Here is a 21,641-nt window from a genome sequence, read left to right on the forward strand (position 1 = left end):
CGGGGCGCCGGACCACCGGCGCCGGCCCCGCGCCCCTGAACGAGGAGAGCTGATGACCGCTGTGAGCGGGCACGGGCCGTGGCCCGGCGGCGAGCGCGACGTGCTGGAGGCCCAGCAGATCGCCCTGGGCGAGCTCGCCGAGCTTCCGACCGGCGTCGGCGCGGTGCCCTTCCTGACCCAGCTGCCGCAGCGCGGCCCGGGCGCGGACGCCCTGGGGCGGACGGCGGCACGCCTGACCGAGATGCCCGTCGAGCTGGGCCCGCACGGCTGGAAGCTCACCGACCGGCCCGGCGCCGACGCGCGGCAGACCGACACGTTCTGGCGCGAGGACCTGGGCGCGCTCGCGATCGCGGCGCACGGCCACGCCGGACCGCTCGCGGTCGAGGTGCTGGGGCCCTGGACGCTCGCGGCCCAGCTCTGGTCGGCCCGCGGGGACCGTGTCCTGGCGGACGCCGGGGCCCGCGCCGACCTGGCGCTCGCCCTCGCCGACGGCCTCCGCACGCTGGTCGCCGACATCGTGGTCCAGGTGCCCGGCGCCGAGGTCACGGTGCAGCTCGCGGAGCCGCTGCTCGGCCAGGTGCACGCGGGCGTGCTGCCCACGTTCTCCGGGTACTCGCGGCTGCGCGCGGTGGACGGCCCGGGGATCGTCGGCGGGCTGGAGCCGGTGCTCGCCGCCGTGCGCGACGCCGGCGCGCGTTCCGTGGTCCACCTCGGCGGCACCTGGGTGGGCGTGCCCCCCGTGGTGCTCGCCGGTGCGGACGCGCTGGGCCTCGACCTGGCGGAGGTCGGCCCCGGCGGCTGGAACGAGAAGGCCTGGGAGCTGATCGCGCGGGCCGTCGAGCGGGGCACGGGGCTGTGGGCGGGGCTGCCGCCCGCGCAGGTCTCGCAGTGCGCCGGGCCGGCGCTCGGCGAGCTGGCCCAGCTGGTCGCGGAACCCTGGCGGCGCATCGGCCTGCCGGCCGCGGGGCTCGGCGACGTCACGCTCCTGGCCGCACCCCGGCGGGCCCTCGGCCCGGTGGACGCGCACCGTGCGGAGCTGGCCAACCTGGGCCGCGTGGCGGAGACCCTCGCGGAGAAGGCCGAGGCCTGACTCCACTTCGAGGCCCCACTTTTCTTCGCTTTGACGTCGCTCAAAGCGAAGAAAAGTGGGGCCTCGAAGGTGAAGGGGTCAGGCCGACCCGGTCAGCCTCAGGTGGTCAGCCCGCCAGGCGGTTCCAGAGGAACGTCCAGTGGGTCGCCGCCATGTACGCCGCCTGCGCGTTGTTAGCCGCACCGCCGTGGCCGCCCTCGATGTTCTCGTAGTACGTCACGTCCTTGCCCGCGGCCAGCATCAGCGCCGCCATCTTGCGGGCGTGCCCGGGGTGCACCCGGTCGTCCTTGGTCGACGTCGTGAACAGCACCGGCGGGTACTCCCGGGCGGCGTCGAACAGGTGGTACGGCGAGAAGCCCTGGATGAACGACCAGTCGGCCGTGTCCGGGTCGCCGTACTCCGCCATCCACGACGCGCCCGCCAGCAGGTGCGAGTACCGCTTCATGTCCAGCAGCGGCACGCCCACGATGACCGCGCCGAACAGCTCCGGGTACTGGGTGAGCATGTTGCCCGCAAGCAGCCCGCCGTTGGACCGGCCCTCCATGCCCAGCTTGGCGGGCACGGTGATGCCCCGGGCCACGAGGTCGCGTGCCACGGCGGCGAAGTCCTCGTACGCGCGGTGCCGGTTCTCCTTCAGCGCCGCCTGGTGCCAGGCCGGCCCGTACTCGCCGCCGCCGCGGATGTTCGCCACGGCGTACACGCCGCCGCGGTCCAGCCACGCGCGCCCGATCGTGCCCGAGTACCCGGGCAGGATCGCGTGCTCGAACCCGCCGTAGCCCCACAGCAGCGTCGGCGCGGGACCGGCCTCGCCCGAGACCAGGTCGGCCCGTCCGACGACGAAGTACGGCACGCGCGTGCCGTCGTCCGACGTCGTGAACTCCTGGCGCACCTCCAGGCCTGCCGCCTCGAAGTACGACGGCGCGGACTTGAGCACCTCCGGCGTCTCCTGCGCGCCCACGGTCGCCCGGCCCAGGGTCGACGGCGTCAGGTACCCGGTGGTGACCACCCAGACGTCGTCGGAGTCGACGACGTCCACCGCGCCCACCCCGACCGTGAGCAGTTCCCCGCCCAGGGGCAGCTCGGAGCGGACCCACTCCTCGTCGGCCCCCGAAGCCGGCGGCGTCAGCACGTGCAGCAGGTTCTTCACGTCGTCGAGCACGTTGACCACCAGGTGGTGACGCGTCCAGGTGATCCCGGCGAGCGACGTCGTCGCCGTCGGCTCGAACAGCACGGTCAGGTCCCGCGAGCCGGCCATGAAGTCGTCGAACGGCGTGGCGAGCAGGGACCCGGCGCGGTACGTGGTCCCGCCCACCGTCCAGTCGTCACGCAGCCGCACCAGCATCCACTCGCGGTGCACGCTCGCGTTCGCCGAGTCGGGCACGTCGATCTTCACGAGCTCCTGGTCGGGAGTCCCCACACCGGTGGCCAGGAACGTCTCCTGGGCGTAGAACCGGAGCGCGCGGTACACGAAGTCGCGCTCGAACCCGGGCGTGTGCGACCGGTAGGCGCCGATGGCCATGTCCTGCGCCGTGCCCTCGTAGACGAGCGTGGCCTCCTCCAGCGGGGTGCCCCGTCGCCACAGCTTGACCTGGCGGGCGTAGCCCGACGGCGTCATGGTGCCCTCGCCGAAGTCCGTCGCCACGTACACGGTGTCCTGATCGACCCAGGACAGCCCGCCCTTGGCCTCCGCCCGGACGAACCCGCCCTCCTCCGGCGCCACGAACTGCTTGGTGACCAGGTCGAACTCGCGCGTGACGTCCGCGTCCGAGCCGCCGGGCGACAGGTCGACCAGCGCGTGCCGCCGGGGCTCGCCCGCCGCGAGCTGCTCCGGCGTCGGGCGCAGCACGCTCGCGCCGTGCCAGACCCAGCTCTCGCCCTCCTGCTCGGCGAGCGCGTCCAGGTCCAGGACGGTCTCCCACTCCGGCGCGTCCGTCCGGTAGGAGTCGAGCGTGGTCCGGCGCCACAGGCCGCGCTGGTGCCCGGCGTCCTGCCAGAAGTTGTAGTAGTGCTCGCCGACCTTCGAGACGTGCGGGATCTTGTCGTCCGAGTCGAGGACCTCGCGGACCTCGCCCTCGATCGTCGTGAACCGGTCGCCGCCCAGGGCGGCCGCGCTGTGCGCGTTGCGCTCGCGGACCCAGTCCAGGGCGGCCGCGCCCTCGACGTCCTCGAGCCAGGCGAACGGGTCCGTCGCGGGGTCGAGCGGGGTCGCGGGGAGAGCGGTTCGGGTGTCGGTCTGGGTGGGCTCGGCGCTCATGATGAGCACCCTACGCGGCCGGTCGCGACGGCCGCCGTCGCCGGGCCCGCTTGCCGCGCGCCTGAACCGTGTGTGCCCGTTTTTTGCTGATTTGGGGGGTTACTCGGCCACGGTCTGTCCCCATTCCTCACTGGCACATATTTTCGCACTTCGCACCACGGTCGTGCCCTTCCACGTGTGGGACGCCCTGTGGTAGAAACTGCACTCCAGGGGGTTGTTCGCCCTCTTCAGCCGAGTTCGAGGTCCAGGTAGCGGCATCCGTCGTCCGGACCACCCGGACTCTGACGACACAACTACTAGGGGGATCGGCTCGGTGAGCTCGATGTCTTCTTCTCCTCCGCCCAGCAGGCTGCGCCAGGTCGCGCCCTGGGTGTGCGTCGCCGGCGTGATTGCCTACGTCCTCGTTGCACCCGTCCTGTTCACCGCCACCGGCGCCAGCTCCACATGGCCCGCCTGGCTCGTCGGCATCGCCGCCGTCGGTCTCGCGGTGGCGGCGGCGCTGATCGCCGCCCGATCCTCCCGGGACGACCTCGCCTCCCACGAGGACCTGGTCCTCGCCTACCGCCGGGCCGAGGACCGCGCCGACGCCGCGTCCGCGGCGCTCGACGCGCTGGCCAAGGAGCAGCTGCCCGCGTTCCTGGAGAGCGAGCCCGCCCCGCCGCTGCCGCACCTGCCGGGCGACGCCCGTGCGCAGGCCCGCCTCGACGAGGCCGCCGGCATGCTCGCCCGGGTGCAGGAGGAGCGGGTCGCCCGGCGCGACGCGGTCCAGGTGGCCGTGGTCGCCCTGAGCCGCAAGGTCCAGGCCGCCGCGCACCGTATCCAGGAGGAGGCGGCGCGCATGGTGCAGCGCCACCCCACCGACGCGGACATCCTGCAGACCTCCATGCGCGTCGACCACGCGGCGGCCCAGCAGGCCCGCCAGGCGCAGAGCCTCGCGGCCCTGTGCGGCGAGTGGCCGGGCCAGCAGTGGAGCGAGCCGCTCCCGCTGCCCGACGTCGTCAAGGGCGCCGCCAGCCGCATCACGGCGTTCCACCGGGTCGAGGTGTCGGGTGACCCCGGCGTCGCCGTCTCGGCTCGGATCGTCGAGCCGCTCATCCACCTCGTGGCCGAGCTGCTGTCCAACGCCACGCAGTCCTCCCCGCCCACCACGCAGGTGCTCGTGGCTCTCCGCCAGGTGCAACGTGGTGCCGTCGTCGAGATCGACGACTGCGGCGTGGGCCTCGACCTCAAGCAGCTCGAGCAGGCGCGCGACATCGCCTCCGGCAAGCGCGAGATCAGCATCACCGAGCTGGGCGAGATCCCGCAGACCGGCCTCGCCGTGGTCGGCACCTACGCCCGCCGGCACGGCTTCCGTGTGGATGTCACCGAGTCCGTGTACGGCGGCCTGCGCGCGATCGTCATGATCCCCGCCGAGCTCACCGAGGCTGTGGTGCCGTCCGGCATGCTCACGCCCGCCGCCACTCTGCCGAGCGCCCACGTGCCGTCCACCGGGGTGGCCGCGCTGGCCTCCAGCCGCGCCGCCACCGCCGTCGTGGAGGCGCCCGAGCTGCCCACGGCGAAGCCCGCCGAGGACGACGAGTGGCCAGCCCCCGCGGCGCCCGACGCCGCGACCGTGCTACCCGTCGAGCCGCTCAGCGTGCGCGGCGACGTGGTCGACGACGAGGAGGAGACGCCCGTGGCCGGTGCTCACGTGAAGGCCCCGGGTGAGCTGCCCCTACGCCCTGGGCGAGCCCGCCCTGAGGATGACGAGTTCCCCGAGCCGGCTGCGCTTCCGCAGCGGCGGTCCCGCCGTGGAGAGGTGGACGTGCCCGGTGACCGGGCCGAGCCCAGGCCGGAGCCTCGTACCGAGGACACCGGTCCCGCTCAGACGGCCGAGGAGGCCGGCGAGTGGATGGGCGCCTTCTTCAGCTCGAGCGAGGCGCGGTTCGGGGACTCACACGACAGCAGCGAACCGTCGGCTGGCGCCGACGGAACTTCGGAGGACCGATGACTACGCAGGCCGACGGCATGACGAGCACCGACGGCAACAGCTGGATGCTCGAGCTCATCAGTGGTGTACGGGGGGTCAGGCATGTAGTGGTGCTCACCTCCGACGGGCTGATGAAGGTTCGGACCGACCAGACCCCGCTCGACGTGGCCGACAAGGTCGCGGCGGCTTGCGCCGGACTAGCGGCGCTGGGGATCGGAATGAGCCGGGAGTTCGGGAACAGCGACACGATCCGCCAGGTGATGGTGGAGTTCGACGGCGGCTTCCTGTTCGTCCGGGGGGCCGGCGACGGCTCCCGCCTGGCGGTCATCACGGACACGGTGATCGACCCGGCACTGATTGCGCAGCAGATGCAGGCCCAGGTGCTCATGATCGGTGAGCGCACGCTGGGCACGGACCGGATCAACAGCTGATCCCGGTACCAGCTTCAGCTTCATGGAAAGCAGTACCCGGGCCCGCCGTGGCCCGGCCGTTTCAGGCACCACCAGCTCGACCGACACCTGATCGACCAACAGGGGGCGAGGGGATGGACACCGAGGAGTACCGCGATCACCCGGTGCGCTCGTACGTGCTCACCTCGGGGCGTGCGCACCCGTCGCGAAACACGTTGCGACCGGAGACGCTCGTGCGCGCCGTCGAGAGCCGTCCGGTGCTCTCGACGGCGGGGCGGCTGGAGCGTGAGCTCGTGCAGCTGTGCCAGGGCACGCTCGCGCTGGCAGAGGTGGCGGCGTACCTGGCGCTACCCGTGAGTCTCGTGGCGGTCATGGTCTCCGACCTGGTCGACGCGGGAAACCTGACGATCCGTTCCAACCACCAAGCGCACGTCCTGCCCGGCAAGGACATCCTGGAGAAGATTCTCGATGGACTCCGCAAGCTCTGACCGACCGGTTCCCGGACAGCATCTGGCACCGACCGTCGCACGGTCGGTCAAGATCCTCGTCGTGGGCGCCTTCGGGGTGGGCAAGACGACGCTGATCGGCGCGGTCAGCGAGATCGACCCGCTGCGCACCGAGGAGCGCATCACGACGGCGAGCGTGGGCATCGACCCGGGGCAGCCGAACAAGGACACGACGACGGTCGCGATGGACTTCGGCCGCATCACCGTGACCGAGGACATCGCGCTCTACCTGTTCGGCACCCCGGGGCAGCGCCGGTTCTGGGACCTGTGGTCCGGTCTGGCGGACGGCGCCGTGGGCGCGCTGGTCATGATCGACACCCGGCACCTCGAGGACAGCTTCGAGGTGCTGGACCAGCTCGAGCTGCGCACCAAGATCCCGTTCGCGGTGGTCGTCAACCAGTTCCCGGACTCGCCGGACTACCCGCTCGAGCGGGTCAGGGCGGCGCTGGACCTGCTGCCGGAGACGCCCATCGTCGAGTGCGACGCCCGGGACCGGCAGTCCGCCGTCCTGACCCTCATCACGCTGGTCGAGCACGCCATGACCTTCCCGGTCTTCCAGAAGGTCAACGCGTGACGTTGGCCAACAGGCTGCATCGGCGGCTGGAGGAGATCCCGGACCGGATGCAGCTGTCGGACATCACGACCGCGCCTGACCCGCACAAGCTGTACGAGCGGCTGCGGGACGAGTGGGGTCCGGTGGCCCCCATGGACCTGGAGCCCGGCGTGCCCGCCTGGCTCGTGCTGGGCTACGACGAGGCCAGCAGCGTGATGCGCAACGAGCTGCTGTTCTCACGCAACTCGCGCAACTGGCGCTACGTCCAGGAGCGCTCCCTGCCCGCGGACTCCGGGGTGTTCGCCGCCCTCGCGCCGCGGGAGAACGCCTACTTCCTCGACGGGATGCAGCAGCGCCGGCTGCGCGCCCCGCTCGACGACGCCCTCGGCTCCGTCGACGAGAAGCGGCTGGCCCGCACCGTGGCGGTGACGTGCGAGGCGATCATCGACCGCCTCATGCCCCGGGGTGAGGCGGACCTGGTGCGCGACTACGCCGTGGCGGTCCCCGTGATGGTCATGACCGAGCTGTTCGGCATGAGCCTGTCCGACGGGAACAAGATGCACGAGCTCACCGAGGCCCTGTACGCGGGCAAGGAGAAGGCCCGTGCGGCGGCGCGGGAGCAGGAGTCCCTGCTCGCGGTGCTCGTGGCGACGCACCGGGCCGAGCCCGGCGAGGACCTGACCACGGCCCTCGTGAACCACCCGAACCACGCGAACGACGTCGAGGTCATGGCCTCGATCGGAGTGATGTTCAGCCTGGGACACGACGCCGAGATCGCCTGGATCGCGAGCACCCTGCACATGATCCTGACCGACCCGGCGTTCGCGGCCCGCGTGCGCCGGGGTCGGCTCGACCTCGACGACGCGCTCGACGAGGTCTCCCGGCGACACCCGCCGGCGCCGCACGTGCTGCCGCGGTTCGCCCGGCAGGACTGCGAGCTGGGCGGGCGCCGGATCGCGCTCGGCGACGCCCTGGTGCCCGCCGTCGCGGCGGCCAACGCCGACCGTGCCATCCGCACCGACGACCCGTGGGAGGAGCTGGGCAGCCGGTTCCACCTCACGTGGGGCGCCGGGGCCCACTCGTGCCCCGCGCACCGCATCGGCCCGCTCATCGGCCGTATCGCCGTGGACACCCTGCTGCGCAGGATCCTCGACATGGAGCTGACCGTGGCCTATGACTCGATCAAGATGTCGGTCTCGCCGTGGTCGCGGTACCCGCGCAGCCTGCCGGTCCGCTTCACGTCCCCGCTGGCGGGCGGCAGCCAGCCCTGACGCTCCGCCGTCCGACACAGACACCACGGGCCCGGCCGATTCTCTCGGCCGGGCCCGCGGTGTGTCCTTACCGTGTCGCAGAAGGACGGCTTCTGGGTCGGTGGGCGGTCAGCCCACGGACGAGGAGTCGGAGCCGACCCGCTCCTTGGCGGACTGCGCCTGGATGCGCTCCTTGAGGCGCGGCACCACGTTCTTGTAGACGGACGGGTCGATCGGCAGGAGCCACTGGACGACCTGGGCGCGCTGGCTGATGTTCACGCCGGCCTCGTCGAGCGTCTCGTCGATCTGGTGCATCGAGAACGGGATGACGTTGGTGCCGCGAGCGTGCTTGCCGCCCGTGCGCTTCTCCATCCACGCCACGCGCTCGGCCACGTGCTTGCGGCGCTCCTCGACCGGGGGCAGGTCCACGACGCCGGCCAGGTAGGCGGCGATCCAGATCGCGCCCGCCTCGGCGGACAGGGGCGAGAACAGCGACGAGTTGTAGCCCGCGAAGGTCAGGTTCGGCACGCCGTCGGGCAGGATCTGGCGGTAGAGCTTGTAGTTGCCCTCGTCGTCCAGCAGGCGGGCGGACACGGCGTCGTCCAGGAACGGCACGCGCTGGTGGAAGCCGGTGCCGCAGACCACGAGGTCGGCCGGGATGCGGTTGCCGTCGCTGAGCACCGCGACGGGGCGGTCGCCCTCGGCCTCGAAGCGCTGGATCTCGGTGTCGCGGTGCACCTTGATCGCACCGCTCGCGACCTGCTCGTAGAACCCGTCGGTCGACAGCGACACCGTGCTGTTGGCGATGTCGGCGAACTCGCCCGTGGGCACGAGCCCGAGCTTCTTGAGCTTGAACTGCCAGGTCGCGACCGACCCGATGCTCGACAGCATGCTCGCGCGGACCTTGTCGCCGGGGCCGTGCAGGAACCGCTCCATGCCGTTGTCCAGCTCCTGGTACCTGAACAGGGCCTCGCCGAGGCGGGAGAGCAGCAGGTACTTCATGTTCAGCGAGTTGGCGATGCGCTTCGGCATCTTCCAGAGCAGACGCCGGGCGACGACGGTGGTGGACTCGGCCACCACGCCGATCTCGGCGGCGACGTCGCACGCGGACTTGCCGTAGCCGACGACGACGACGTTCTTGCCGCGGGCGTCCTCGATGTTGTTGAGCTGGCTGGACGCGACGAGCTTGCCGCCGGCGCGGACCAGGTCGGCGTAGCCCTCGTACTGCGGGAAGACCGGGTCGGAGAAGATCCCGTTGGCCACGACCAGGTGGTCGAACCGCTCGGGCGACGAGACGGGGGCGCCGATGCGGCGCGCCGTCACCATCCAGCCGTCCTCCGCGTCGGTCAGCTCGGCGCGCACGACCTCGGTCGCGAGCCTGAGGTAGGGGCGCAGCCCGAACTTCGCGACGTACCGCTCCAGGTAGGCCTGCACCTGCTCGCCGGTCGGCCACTCCGGGTACTCCCGTGGCATCGGGAGGTCCGAGAACGCGTACGAATCCTTGTTGTTCTGCGTCCGGAGGCCGGAGTATCGACGGGTCGCGCTCCACACACCGCCGACATCCGGTGCCTTTTCGAAGACGGTGACCTCGTGGTCGAACTCGCGGAGGGTTTTCGCGGTGGCCAGACCTGCGAACCCGGCACCGACGACGGCGATCTTCAAGGGACCCCTGCTCTCAGTAGATTTGCGGCATTTTGCTCGAATGTTAGCGGGACGTGCTCCTGCGCGATAGTGGGCGGATCGCGGCGAATGGCCTGGTCGGCAGCGTCTTCGCCGCGGGCGCGCAAAGGTGACCGCTCGAATGTCAGTGGTTCACGCCATGATTGTGTCCGTGAGCGAGAAGACGGGCATCCCGGGACCGGCCGACACGGGCGACGAGACAGCGGCGCAGCGCCGATGGGCAGAGCTGGTCGCCCGGATCGAGGAGGATCGACGGGCGTACTACGAGAACGACGCCCCGGTGTCGTCCGACGCCGACTACGACGTGCGGATGCGCGAACTGGAGGAGCTGGAGGCCGCGCACCCCGGTCTCATGACGCCGGAGTCGCCGACGCAGAGCGTCGGCGGCGTCGCGACCGCGGGCTTCGCGACGGTCGAGCACATCGAGCGCATGCTGTCGCTCGACAACGCGTTCAGCACCGAGGAGCTGGCGGTCTGGGCCGACAAGGTGCACCGCGACCTGGGCACCGACACCCCCGGGCTGCTGTGCGAGGTCAAGATCGACGGCCTGGCGATCTCCCTGGTGTACGAGAAGGGCCGCCTGGTACGCGGCGTGACCCGCGGCGACGGCCGCGCGGGCGAGGACGTCACCGCGAACGTGCGCACCATCGCCTCGATCCCGCAGCAGCTCGCCGGCGACCCGGCCGACCACCCCGACCTCATCGAGGTGCGCGGCGAGGTGTTCATGGCCACCGCCGACTTCGAGGTGCTCAACGAGAAGCTCGTCGCGGCAGGCATGGACCCGTACGCCAACCCGCGCAACACCGCCGCCGGCTCGCTGCGCCAGAAGGACCCGTCGGTCACGGCGAGCCGCAACCTGCGCATGTACGCCCACGGTGTGGGCGCCCTGCAGTGGCAGGCCGGTGAGCACACCGAGCTCGAACGGCAGTCCGACGCGTACACCCTCTTCGCCGGCTGGGGCGTCCCGGTGTCCCCGCACAACCGGGTGATCCCCGGCCTGGACGGCGCGCTGGAGATGATCGAGTACTTCCGCGAGCACCGGCACGACATCGAGCACGACCTCGACGGCATCGTCCTCAAGGTCGACGCCCTGGAGCAGCAGCGCAAGCTCGGCTCGACCAGCCGCGCGCCGCGCTGGGCCATCGCCTTCAAGTACCCGCCGGAGGAGGTCAACACCCGCCTGCTGGCGATCCAGATCGGTGTGGGCCGCACCGGTCGCGCCACCCCGTACGCCGTGATGGAGCCGGTCAAGGTCGCGGGCTCGACGGTGCGCCAGGCCACGCTGCACAACCAGGACGTGGTGCGGGCCAAGGGTGTGCGCATCGGCGACGTGGTCGTGCTGCGCAAGGCGGGCGACGTCATCCCCGAGATCCTCGGGCCCGTGACCGCGCTCGCCGGTGACGGCTACCCCCGCGAGGACTTCGTCATGCCGGCGAACTGCCCCGAGTGCGGCACGCCCCTGCGCCCCATGAAGGAGGGGGACGTCGACCTGCGCTGCCCCAACGCGGAGTCGTGCCCCGCCCAGGTGCGCGGGCGAGTGGAGCACATCGGCTCGCGCGGCGGCCTCGACATCGAGGCGCTGGGTGAGGTGACCGCCGCGGCGCTCACCCACCCCGACGTGCCCGAGACCCCGCCGCTGGTCACCGAGGCAGGCCTGTTCTCCCTCACGCTCGACCAGCTCCTGCCCATCGAGGCCGTGGTCCGCGACGCCGAGACCGGCCTGCCCAAGATGGACGACGACGGCGTGGTGCGCCGCCGTGCCCCGTTCCGCCGCAAGCTCACGTACGGCAAGGCGCAGCGTGCCGCCGCCGAGGAGGCAGGGGAGACCCTGCCGGACTGGGCGCCGTCGGCGAACGCGACCAAGCTCCTCGAGGAGCTCGAGCGCGCCAAGACCAAGGACCTGTGGCGCATGCTCGTCTCGCTCAACATCCGGCACGTCGGGCCCGTCGCCGCCCGGGCGCTCGCGGGCTGGTTCGGTTCGGTGGACGCGATCGAGGCGGCCTCCGAGGAGGAGCTCGCGGCCGTCGAGGGCGTGGGCCCCGTGATCGCCGCCGAGATCAAGGCCTGGCTCGCGGTCGACTGGCACCAGGGCATCCTCGCCGCCTGGCGCGAGGCCGGCGTCCAGCTCGCCACCCCGGGGCACCCTGGTCCGGCCGCGATGGCCGAGGCCGACACCGAGCCCACCGGGCCCCTGGCGGGCCTCACCGTGGTGGTCACCGGTTCCCTGGTGGACTTCACGCGCGACGGCGCCAAGGAAGCCATCATCGCCGCGGGCGGCAAGGCCTCCGGGTCGGTCTCCAAGAAGACCGACTACGTGGTGTTGGGGGAGAACGCCGGGACCAAGGCGGCCAAGGCCGAGGCCCTGGAGATCCCGACCCTGGACGAGGACGGGTTCAAGGCGCTCCTGGAGGGTGGCCCGGCGGCGCTGTAGCGGGACCATCCGCGCGAAGTCGGCAGTTGGCATCGAGCTCGGCACAGGCCTGTGCCGAGCTCGATGCCAACTGCCGACCGGAGGTCGGTGCGAGCTAATGGCGGCTCTCCTGTAACGCTGACCAGCGGACAACTTTTGCTTGACGTCCGACAGAAGTCCCCCGTAGGTTCTCCCCGCAAGGTCAATGCCGACCGAGGAGACCTCATGCTTCAACGTGGAACCAAGATCCGCACGAGACAGGCGGCCGCAGGCGCGACCGCCGTCGTGCTGACAGCGGTCATGCTGTCCGGGGCCGTGCCCGCCGCCACCGCCGCGGACGACCTGCCACCGCAGGAACCGGGTGTCACCCTCCGCACCTACGACCTGGCCCGCGACCTCAGCGAGCTGTGCACGCTCCGCTCGGGCCAGACGCCGAACGTCGACCAGCTCAAGCCCACCATCGACTACTCGACCGAGGCCGACTTCGGCATGGGCGAGCGCTTCATCGCGCACGCGCTGGCCAACCTGAACGTGCCGGCGGACGGGAACTACGAGTTCCGGCTCACCAGCGACGACGGCTCGCGCCTGGTGATCGACGACGCCGAGGTGATCGACAACGACGGTCTGCACGGCGCGGAGTCGAAGGAGGGCACCGTCGCGCTCACCACCGGCTACCACGACCTGCGCGTCGAGTACTTCGACAACACGAACGACAACATCCTCAAGCTCGAGTGGCGCACGCCGGGCACCAGCGACTTCGTCGTCGTGCCGTCCAGCGTGCTGAGCACCGAGGCCGGCGTCGTCCGTGTGACCGCTCCGGGCACCAAGTACTGCGAGGGCCAGGACGACTCGGCGGGCGACGGCATGCGCCTGGACTCCGTCTACCCCGGCTACACGCTGACCGACCTGCGGCCCGAGGGCTTCGAGCCCATGGTCGCGGGCCTCGACTGGACCGACGACGACCGCCTCGCCGTGGTCACGTCCGGCTCCGTGAGCCCCGGCGGCTGGGTCGAGGACCCGGAGCCCGGCGAGGTCTTCCTCCTGGACAACGTGACCGGCGAGACCTCGAAGGACGAGGTCACGTACGAGAAGGTCGCCACCGACCTGTTCAACCCGATGGGCATCGCGGTGATCGGGGACTCGATCTACGTCTCGGAGCGCGACAAGCTCACCGAGCTCACCGACCCCGACGGCGACGGCTTCTACGACGACCACCGCACGGTGGCCGAGTGGCCGTTCGGCGGCAACTTCCACGAGTTCGCGTTCGGCCTGCTGTACGACGACGAGAGCTTCTACGTGAACCTCTCGGTGGCCATCAACAACGGCGGCGCCACCACGGACCCGCAGCCCGCCGAGAACCGCGGCACCGCCATCAAGGTGGACCGTGAGACCGGCGAGGTCGAGTTCGTCGCCGGCGGTCTGCGCACGCCGAACGGCATGGTCAAGGGCCCGGACGGCGAGCTGTTCGTGATGGACAACCAGGGCGCCTGGCTGCCCAGCTCGAAGCTCGTGCACATCGAGCAGGGCAAGTTCTTCAACCACTTCACCAACCCCGCCGGACCCTACGACGCCAAGCCGGTCTCGGCGCCGGCGCTGTGGGTGCCGCAGAACGAGATCGGTAACTCGCCGAGCGCCCCCGTGCAGATCGAGGAGGGCCCGTACGAGGGCCAGCTCGTGTTCGGCGACGTCACCTACGGCGGGCTGCAGCGCGGCTTCCTGGAGAAGGTCGACGGCGAGTACCAGGGCGCCGTGTTCCGGCACTCGGCCGGCCTCGAGGCGGGCGTGAACCGTACCGTCGTCGGGCCCGACGGTGCCCTGTACGTCGGCGGCATCGGCGAGGGCGGCAACTGGAGCGAGCCCGGCAAGCTGCGCTACGGCCTGCAGAAGCTCGCGCCCAACGGCGAGGACGCCTTCGACATGACCGAGATGCGGGTCACCAAGAAGGGCTTCGAGGTCGAGTACACGCAGCCGCTCTCGCAGGAGACGGTGGACAAGATCGCCGAGGACCCGAACGCGGCGTTCCGCATGGACCACTGGCGCTACGTGCCCACGCGCGCCTACGGCGGGCCGAAGGTCGACGAGCAGCAGCTGTTCGTGGCGGACGCCAAGGTCTCTCGTGACCGAACCAAGGTGACGCTCACCGTGGACGGGCGCCAGCCCGGCTACGTCGTGCACCTGCGCAGCCCGCGTCCGTTCGCGGACGCCGAGGGCCGGGAGCTGTGGAACACGGAGGCCTGGTACACGCTCAACGCCATCCCGGGCTACAAGGCGCCCGCGGGGTTCCAGGAGGCGGAGGAGGCGACGCTCCGTGGCAGCGCGAACGTGGCCAACGAGCACAACGGCTACTCCGGCTCCGGGTTCGCGGCCGGGTTCGGCCAGGTCGGCGCCTCCGCGACCTTCACCACCACCGTCAAGCGCGCCGGTACCCAGCCGGTGAGCCTGCGCTACTCGAACGGGCCCAACCCGTTCCAGGGCACCAAGACGGTGTCGGTGCTGGTCAACGGCCAGGAGGTCGAGCCGTGGGCGCTGGAGTCCACGGGTGACTGGAAGACGTGGGCCACGGCGACGCGCGACCTCCCGCTGAAGAAGGGCGTCAACACCATCACGCTGCGCTACGACGAGGACGACGACGGCAACGTCAACCTCGACCTCCTCAAGGTCGGAGGCGGGGCCGACATCTGCGCGCCGAAGCGGTACGAGCGTGGCTACACCGCCCTGTTCGACGGCACGCTGGCCTCGCTGGACGGCTGGAACATGGCCGGGCCGGGCTCCTTCGGCCGGCAGAGCGACTGCACCCTGCGCGGCAGCGGGGGCATGGGCCTGCTCTGGCACGCCACGGAGCTGAACGAGTACAGCCTGAAGCTCGACTGGAAGCTCAAGAAGGACGACAACGGCGGTGTCTTCGTCGGCTTCCCGGACCCGGGCAACGACCCCTGGGTCGCCGTCAACCAGGGCTACGAGATCCAGATCGACGCCACCGACGAGCCGGACCGCACCACGGGCGCGATCTACACCTTCCAGGGCGCCGACCCGGAGGCCGTGGAGCGGGCGCTGAAGCCGGTCGGGTCCTGGAACTCCTACGAGATCCGGGTAGAGGGGCAGACGATCAAGGTGATTCTCAACGGTGAGCTGGTGAACGACTTCGTCAGCACCGACCCCGCGCGTGACCTCGCCCAGGGGTTCATCGGGCTCCAGAACCACGGCCAGGGCGAGGCGGTGAGCTACCGCGACGTCCGGGTCAAGGACCTGAGCTGACCCCAGAGAAGTCAGACGCTCAGATCCCCCGGGGGATCTGAGCGTCTGACGTGTGGCGGACCGGGTCAGGCGACCAGGCGGTCCACGGCGTCCGAGGAGAGGGCCTGGTCCACGGCCATGGCGCTCGCACCGAGCACGCCCGCCTGGGTGCCGGTGCGCGCCGTGACGATCCGCAGGTGCTGGGTCGCCAGGGGCAGGGAGCGCTGGTAGACCACCTCGCGGATGCCCGCCACGATGTGCTCCCCGGCGTCCGCGAGGATGCCGCCGATCACGATCATCGACGGGTTGAGCAGGCTCACGCTCGTGGCCAGCACCGCGCCGATGTCGCGTCCGGCCTGGCGCACGGCCTGGCTCGCGGTCACGTCGCCGGCCCGCACCAGGGCGACGACGTCGGCGGGCGTGGTGGCGCCCTCCAGCCGGCTCGCCACGGCCTGTCCGCTGGCGATGGCCTCCAGGCACCCGACGTTGCCGCAGCGGCACACGACATCGGTGACGCCCGGCACGGCCACGTGCCCGATGTCGCCCGCCGAGCCCTGCGCGCCGCGCCGCAGCGCGCCGTCGGCGATGATTCCCGCGCCGATGCCCGTGGCGACCTTGACGAACAGCAGGTCGGCCACGTCGGGCCAGGCTGCGCGGTGCTCGCCCAGCGCCATGATGTTCACGTCGTTGTCCACGAGCACGGGGGCGTGGAACCGCGCGCCGAGGATCGCCGGCACGTCCGCGTTGTCCCAGCCGGGCATGATCGGCGGGTTGTTCGGCTTGCCGGTCGCGTGCTCCACGGGGCCCGGCAGACCGACGCCGACGCCGGCGAGGTCCGTCGCCGACCGGCCGGCCTCACGCAGCAGCTCGGCCCCCGTCTCGGCCACGCGGTCGAGCACGAGGTCCGGCCCGTCCGTGATGACGAGCGGCAGGTCGCGCTGCGCCAGCACGGTCGACGCGAGGTCGGTCAGGGCGAGCCGCGCGTGCGTCGCGCCGAGGTCTACCCCCAGCACCACGCGGGCTGACGGCGCGAACGCGAAGGTCGCGGGCGGGCGGCCGCCGGTCGACGTCGCCTCGCCCGCGGGGGCGATGAGTCCCGCCGCCATGAGCAGGTCGATGCGTGCCGCCACCGTGGAGCGCGCCTGCCCTGTGACCGCCGCGAGATCCGCGCGCGTGCGAGGTCTGCCGTCTCGCAGGAGCTGGAACATATCGCCCGCGCCGGACACCTTGGGTGCCTGCTGAAACACTTCCCGTGCCACTTCCACCATGCCTCTAGTGAATCATGGCGGGCGAAGTCGCGACTTTTGCTTGACCGTCGTCAGAAGTCCAACTACGTTCGATACATGGTCGACGTGGACCCCTCCGGGGTAGAGCAGCCCCTGCTGCGCATGCGTGGCATCGTGAAGGAATTTCCCGGCGCGCGAGCGCTCGACGGTGTGGACCTCGAGGTCCGTCCCGGCGAGGTGCACTGCCTGCTGGGACAGAACGGGGCTGGCAAGTCCACCCTGATCAAGACCCTGGCCGGCGCCCACCAGCCCACCGCGGGCGAGATCCTGATCGACGAGGAGCCGGTGGTCATCGCGAACCCCGTGGCCGCCCTGCGGCTCGGTATCGCGACGATCTACCAGGAGCTCGACGTCGTGGACGGCCTCACGGTCGCCGAAAACATCTACCTGGGCCACGAGCTCGCGACGGGCGGCGTCAGCCGCCGGTCCGAGGCGGCCCGGAACACCCGCAAGATCCTCGACCGGCTCGGTCACAAGGAGATCTCCCCGCACCGCGAGGTGGGCTCGCTGCCCGCCGCGGGCAAGCAGATCGTGCAGCTCGCCCGGGCGCTCTCGCGTGACGCGCGCGTCGTCATCATGGACGAGCCGTCCGCCGTGCTGGACTCCGAGGAGGTCGGCAACCTCCACCGCATCGTGCGCGAGCTCACCGCCGACGGCGTCGCCGTCGTCTACATCTCGCACCGCCTGGAGGAGATCCGGCAGCTCGGCGACCGCATCACGGTGCTCAAGGACGGCCGCACGGTCGCCGAGAGCCTGGTCGTGGCGGACACCCCGACCAAGGAGCTGATCCAGCTCATGACCGGCCGGACGGTCGAGTACGCGTTCCCCGACCGCCCCGGTGTGGCCGAGGACGCGGAACCGGTGCTGGAGGTCGAGGACCTCGGGCTCGGCAACGTCTTCTCCGACGTCTCCCTCACCGTCCGGGCGGGCGAGATCGTAGGCCTCGCGGGCCTGGTCGGTTCGGGCCGCTCCGAGATCCTCGAGACGATCTACGGCGCCCGGCGCGCCACCTCGGGCACCGTGCGCGTGGGCGGCAAGCGCCTGCGCCCCGGCGTGGTGGACGCCGCGGTGGCCGCCGGCATCGGGCTGTGCCCCGAGGAGCGCAAGAGCCAGGGCCTGCTCCTGGACGAGCCGGTCTACCGCAACATCACCCTGTCCACCTTCTCGCGCATCGCCCGCGGCGGGCTGCTCGACGAGGGCGCCGAGCGCGCCGCGGCCCGGGAGCAGGTCGAGGCCCTCGATCTGCGGCCCGCCGGGGTGGACCGGAACGCCCGCACGCTGTCCGGCGGGAACCAGCAGAAGGCGCTGCTGGCGCGCTGGCTCGTGCACGGTTGCCGCGTGCTGCTGCTCGACGAGCCCACCCGGGGTGTCGACGTCGGCGCGCGCTCCGAGATCTACAACCTGATCCGCCGCCTGGCCGACGACGGCGCCGCTGTGATCGTCGTGTCCAGCGAGATCCCCGAGGTGCTCGGCCTCGCGGACCGCGTGCTGGTCATCTCCGACGGCAAGGCGGTCCACGAGGGTCCCGCCCGCGAAATCGACGAGCACGCCGTGCTCGACCTGGTCATGGAAGGAAGTGTGGCGTGAGCCAACGATCGGCCCTCATGGGCCCGGCCCTGCGGATGGGCGGCCTCGTGCTCGCCCTCATTCTGCTCATCGTCGTGGGTGTGGCGACCGCCGGCGAGCGGTTCTGGAGCACCGGCAACCTCATCACCGTCCTGAGCCTCGCGGCCGTGACGGGCGTGGTGAGCATCGGCATGACGTTCGTCATCACCTCGGGTGGCATCGATCTGTCGGTCGGCGCCGTGGTCGGACTGGCATCCGTCTGGGCCTCGACCCTGGCGACGCAGTACGCGGCAGAGGACTACGGCTGGTGGGTCATCCCGGTGACCGCACTCGCCGTCGGTCTGGTGGCCGGCCTGATCAACGGCCTGCTGGTCGCCTACGGCAAGATGCCCGCGTTCATGGCGACGCTGGCGATGCTGGCGGCAGCCCGCGGGCTCGCAGAGATCATCGCGGGCCGGCAGACCCAGATCGTCGACGTCGAGCCGTTCTTCGACGTCTTCCAGGCACGGCCGCTCGGCGTGCCGACGATCGTCTGGATCTTCGTCGTGGTCGCGGCCGCGGGCTGGTTCCTGCTGAATCGCACCACGTTCGGACGACGTACCGTCGCGGTGGGCGGCAACCCGGAGGCCTCCCGGCTGGCGGGGATCAAGATCAAGCGGCACACCCTGTACCTGTACGGGCTCGCCGGCCTGACCGCCGGCATCGGCGCCGTGATCCTGCTGGCCCGCACCACGGCCGGCTCCTCGACCCACGGGACGCTGCTGGAGCTGGACGTCATCGCCGCGGTCGTCGTCGGCGGCACGCTGCTGGCCGGCGGCCGAGGCACCATCACCGGCACCGTCCTCGGTGTCCTCATCTTCTCGACGCTCACCAACGTGTTCGTCCTCAACAACCTCGACAGCTCGGTCCAGGCGATCGCCAAGGGCGCGATCATCGTCGGCGCCGTCCTGCTGCAGCAGTGGTTCGCGTCGCGCGAGCGCGTCTCGACCACCTAGTACCTCCACAAGCCAACCCAGCATTTCCACCCCGGATCAAGGGAGATCACGATGACCTCGTCCATTGTTCGCACGCGCCGGGTCTCCGGCGCCGTCGTCGCCGCGGCCTGCGCGGCGCTCGTCGTCGCCGGCTGCACCAGCAACGAGCCCCGCGAGAGCGAGGAGACCGCCACCGGTCCCGTCACGGTGACCGAGAACGACGAGCCCGGCGACGAGGTCGTCATCGGGTTCTCCGCCCCTGCCGCCGACCACGGCTGGATGGGCGCCATCACCAGCGCCGCCAAGGCCGAGGCGGAGAAGTACGAGGACGTCGACCTCCAGGTCGCCGAGGGCACCAACGACGTCAACGTGCAGATCAGCCAGATCGAGGGCTTCATCGACCAGGGCGTCGACGCGATCGTGCTCCTGCCGTTCGACGGCGCCGCGCTGACCGACGTGGCGCTGGAGGCCATGGAGGCCGGCATCCCCGTCATCAACGTGGACCGCGAGTTCAGCAGCCCGTTCGCCGCCCGCGCCACCGTGCTCGGCGACAACTACGGCATGGGCGTGAGCGCCGGCACCTACGTCTGCGAGCAGCTCGGCGACAACCCGGACGCCGTGGTCGCCGAGATCGCCGGCATCGACTCGCTGCCGCTCACCCAGGACCGCAGCAAGGGCTTCGCGGACGCCCTCGACGACTGCGGGCTCGACGTCGACGCGCGCGTCGCGGCCGAGTTCACGGTCGAGTCCGGCGAGGAGCAGACGGCGAACCTGCTGTCCGCCGAGCCCAAGATCGACGCCATCTGGAACCACGACGACGACCAGGGCATCGGCGTCCTGGCCGCCATCGAGAACGCGGGCCGCGACGAGTTCTTCCTGGTCGGCGGTGCGGGCTCCAACAACATGATGGAGGAGATCCAGGACCCGGAGAGCGTCGTCAAGGCGACGGTCATCTACCCCTCCACGCAGGCCGCGGACGGCGTCAAGTTCGCCCGCCTGATCGCCCAGAACAAGAACGTGAGCGACCTCGCCTCGATCGGCGTCCCGCGCACCGTGCAGCTCTTCGCGCCCGTCGTCACGGCGGACAACGTCGAGGAGTACCTGCCCATCGGCTTCGACTCCTGACGCTGTGACGCATCGGGACGACGCCCGCTCGGGCGTGCAACACGGCGGTGAGACCACAGTGGGGGGAGGCGCGGTATGAGTACGGGAACGAGCGAGCTCGGGGTCGGCATGGTCGGCTACGCGTTCATGGGGGCGGCGCACTCGCAGGCCTGGCGCACGGCGCCGCGGTTCTTCGACCTGCCGATCGTGCCGCGCATGCGCGCGGTCGCGGGTCGGGACGGGGCCGCGGTTCGTGCGGCTGCCGACCGGCTGGGCTGGGACGACGCCGTCGTCGGGTGGCAGGACCTGCTGACCCGGGACGACGTCGGGCTGGTCGACGTCTGTACGCCGGGCGACACGCACGTGGAGATCGCTGTCGCCGCCCTGGAGGCGGGCAAGCACGTCCTGTGCGAGAAGCCGCTGGCGAACACCGTGGCCGAGGCGGAGGTGATGACCGCCGCCGCCGAGGCCGCGGCGGAGCACGGCGTACGCGCGATGGTGGGGTTCACCTACCGTCGCGTGCCCGCCGTGGCGCTGGCCCGGCAGCTCGTCCAGGAGGGGCGCATCGGCCAGGTGCGGCACGTGCGCGCGCAGTACCTCCAGGACTGGTTGGCGGACCCGCAGGCGCCGATGTCGTGGCGCCTCGACAAGCAGAAGGCGGGCTCGGGCGCACTGGGCGACATCGGCGCGCACGTGGTCGACATGGCGCAGTTCGTCACGGGCGAGTCGCTCACCGGGGTGAGCGGCCTGCTCGAGACCTTCGTCCACGAGCGTCCGGAGGCCGTGTCGTCGTCAGGCCTGTTCGCGGTGGCCGACGCCGGCCGCACCGGCCAGGTCACGGTGGACGACGCCGCGGTCTTCCTCGGACGTCTGTCGGGCGGGGGGCTGGCGACCTTCGAGGCGACGCGGTTCGCCTGGGGCCGCAAGAACGCGATCCGGCTGGAGGTCAACGGTTCCAAGGGTTCGCTGGCCTTCGACTTCGAGGACATGAACCTGCTGCACTACTACGACGCGACGGACGAGTCGGCGGTCGCGGGCTTCCGCCGGATCGTCGTCACCGAGCCGGAGCACCCGTACGTCGCGGCCTGGTGGCCGCCCGGGCACGGGCTGGGCTACGAGCACGCGTTCACGCACCAGGTCGTGGACCTGATGGGGGACCTGGCCGCGGGCCGCCAGCCGACGCCGTCGTTCGCCGACGGGCTGCGCGTCCAGCGGGTGCTGGACGCCGTCGAGCGCAGCGCCGCCGGCGGCGGGGGGTGGGTGTCCCTCGTCTGAACCGACCCGGACCAGCACGAGGACCGGCCTGAGCGATGCGCTCGGGCCGGTCCACCGCGGGCCGGGGGAGAGCACTACCG

Annotated in this window: 15 protein-coding genes; 12 read left to right on the plus strand and 3 right to left on the minus strand. The window is 71.4% G+C overall.

Annotated features, from left to right (window positions below; translation table 11 throughout):
• Nucleotides 1-52 precede the first annotated feature (52 nt).
• Nucleotides 53-1,090 (plus strand): hypothetical protein, encoded by a 1,038-nt coding sequence (locus tag ACH47X_RS25235; protein WP_397407962.1) that lies wholly within the window; start codon nucleotides 53-55, stop codon nucleotides 1,088-1,090.
• 106 nt (nucleotides 1,091-1,196) lie between these two features.
• On the opposite strand, the gene ACH47X_RS25240 is transcribed toward ACH47X_RS25235, so the two are convergent.
• On the minus strand, nucleotides 1,197-3,344 hold the full coding sequence (locus tag ACH47X_RS25240; RefSeq protein WP_397407964.1) for a prolyl oligopeptidase family protein: 2,148 nt from the start codon (nucleotides 3,342-3,344) through the stop codon (nucleotides 1,197-1,199).
• Nucleotides 3,345-3,666: 322 nt separating this feature from the next.
• On the opposite strand from ACH47X_RS25240, the gene ACH47X_RS25245 reads away from it, so the two are divergent.
• From ACH47X_RS25245 to ACH47X_RS25265, 5 genes are all read left to right on the plus strand, one after another.
• The gene (locus ACH47X_RS25245) at nucleotides 3,667-5,334 is read left to right on the plus strand and encodes an ATP-binding protein (protein WP_397407966.1); all 1,668 of its coding nucleotides are present in this window, start codon (nucleotides 3,667-3,669) and stop codon (nucleotides 5,332-5,334) included.
• Between the two features lie 17 nt (nucleotides 5,335-5,351).
• Nucleotides 5,352-5,744: a roadblock/LC7 domain-containing protein gene (locus ACH47X_RS25250; protein WP_026366069.1), complete on the plus strand. Its 393-nt coding sequence runs from the start codon at nucleotides 5,352-5,354 to the stop codon at nucleotides 5,742-5,744.
• A 113-nt stretch (nucleotides 5,745-5,857) separates the two neighbouring features.
• Entirely contained in the window at nucleotides 5,858-6,211 is a 354-nt protein-coding gene (locus ACH47X_RS25255) for a DUF742 domain-containing protein (protein ID WP_020017549.1), read from the plus strand.
• Between the two features lie 61 nt (nucleotides 6,212-6,272).
• Nucleotides 6,273-6,803: a GTP-binding protein gene (locus ACH47X_RS25260; protein ID WP_020017548.1), complete on the plus strand. Its 531-nt coding sequence runs from the start codon at nucleotides 6,273-6,275 to the stop codon at nucleotides 6,801-6,803.
• On the plus strand, nucleotides 6,800-8,053 hold the full coding sequence (locus tag ACH47X_RS25265) for a cytochrome P450 (protein ID WP_397407969.1): 1,254 nt from the start codon (nucleotides 6,800-6,802) through the stop codon (nucleotides 8,051-8,053). The genes ACH47X_RS25260 and ACH47X_RS25265 overlap by 4 nt, the downstream gene beginning before the upstream one ends.
• A 108-nt stretch (nucleotides 8,054-8,161) precedes the next feature.
• Here the strand turns inward: ACH47X_RS25265 and ACH47X_RS25270 are convergent, their stop codons facing one another.
• Nucleotides 8,162-9,694: a flavin-containing monooxygenase gene (locus ACH47X_RS25270; RefSeq protein WP_397407971.1), complete on the minus strand. Its 1,533-nt coding sequence runs from the start codon at nucleotides 9,692-9,694 to the stop codon at nucleotides 8,162-8,164.
• Between the two features lie 157 nt (nucleotides 9,695-9,851).
• Here ACH47X_RS25270 and ligA point away from each other — a divergent pair, with 157 nt between their 5' ends.
• Together ligA and ACH47X_RS25280 are read left to right on the plus strand one after the other, a co-directional pair.
• Entirely contained in the window at nucleotides 9,852-12,143 is a 2,292-nt protein-coding gene (gene ligA / locus ACH47X_RS25275) for an NAD-dependent DNA ligase LigA (protein WP_397407973.1), read from the plus strand.
• 204 nt (nucleotides 12,144-12,347) lie between these two features.
• Nucleotides 12,348-15,377 (plus strand): family 16 glycoside hydrolase, encoded by a 3,030-nt coding sequence (locus ACH47X_RS25280; protein WP_397407975.1) that lies wholly within the window; start codon nucleotides 12,348-12,350, stop codon nucleotides 15,375-15,377.
• Nucleotides 15,378-15,442: 65 nt separating this feature from the next.
• Here the strand turns inward: ACH47X_RS25280 and ACH47X_RS25285 are convergent, their stop codons facing one another.
• Complete coding sequence (locus tag ACH47X_RS25285) at nucleotides 15,443-16,624, minus strand: ROK family protein (protein ID WP_397407977.1); 1,182 nt, start codon at nucleotides 16,622-16,624, stop codon at nucleotides 15,443-15,445.
• A gap of 75 nt (nucleotides 16,625-16,699) precedes the next feature.
• Here ACH47X_RS25285 and ACH47X_RS25290 point away from each other — a divergent pair, with 75 nt between their 5' ends.
• The 4 genes from ACH47X_RS25290 (at nucleotide 16,700) to ACH47X_RS25305 (ending at nucleotide 21,561) form a co-directional block, all read left to right on the plus strand.
• The gene (locus tag ACH47X_RS25290; RefSeq protein WP_397407978.1) at nucleotides 16,700-18,229 is read left to right on the plus strand and encodes a sugar ABC transporter ATP-binding protein; all 1,530 of its coding nucleotides are present in this window, start codon (nucleotides 16,700-16,702) and stop codon (nucleotides 18,227-18,229) included.
• 17 nt (nucleotides 18,230-18,246) lie between these two features.
• The gene (locus ACH47X_RS25295; RefSeq protein ID WP_051433169.1) at nucleotides 18,247-19,203 is read left to right on the plus strand and encodes an ABC transporter permease; all 957 of its coding nucleotides are present in this window, start codon (nucleotides 18,247-18,249) and stop codon (nucleotides 19,201-19,203) included.
• A gap of 51 nt (nucleotides 19,204-19,254) precedes the next feature.
• Nucleotides 19,255-20,307 carry a substrate-binding domain-containing protein gene (locus tag ACH47X_RS25300; protein WP_036966215.1) on the plus strand — a complete coding sequence of 351 codons (1,053 nt, stop codon included), beginning with the start codon at nucleotides 19,255-19,257 and terminating at the stop codon, nucleotides 20,305-20,307.
• Nucleotides 20,308-20,382: 75 nt separating this feature from the next.
• Entirely contained in the window at nucleotides 20,383-21,561 is a 1,179-nt protein-coding gene (locus ACH47X_RS25305; protein ID WP_397407980.1) for a Gfo/Idh/MocA family protein, read from the plus strand.
• The last annotated feature ends 80 nt before the right edge of the window (nucleotides 21,562-21,641 follow it).

The sequence above is a fragment of the Promicromonospora kroppenstedtii genome, from assembly GCF_044389675.1.
GTDB lineage: Bacteria > Actinomycetota > Actinomycetes > Actinomycetales > Cellulomonadaceae > Promicromonospora > Promicromonospora kroppenstedtii.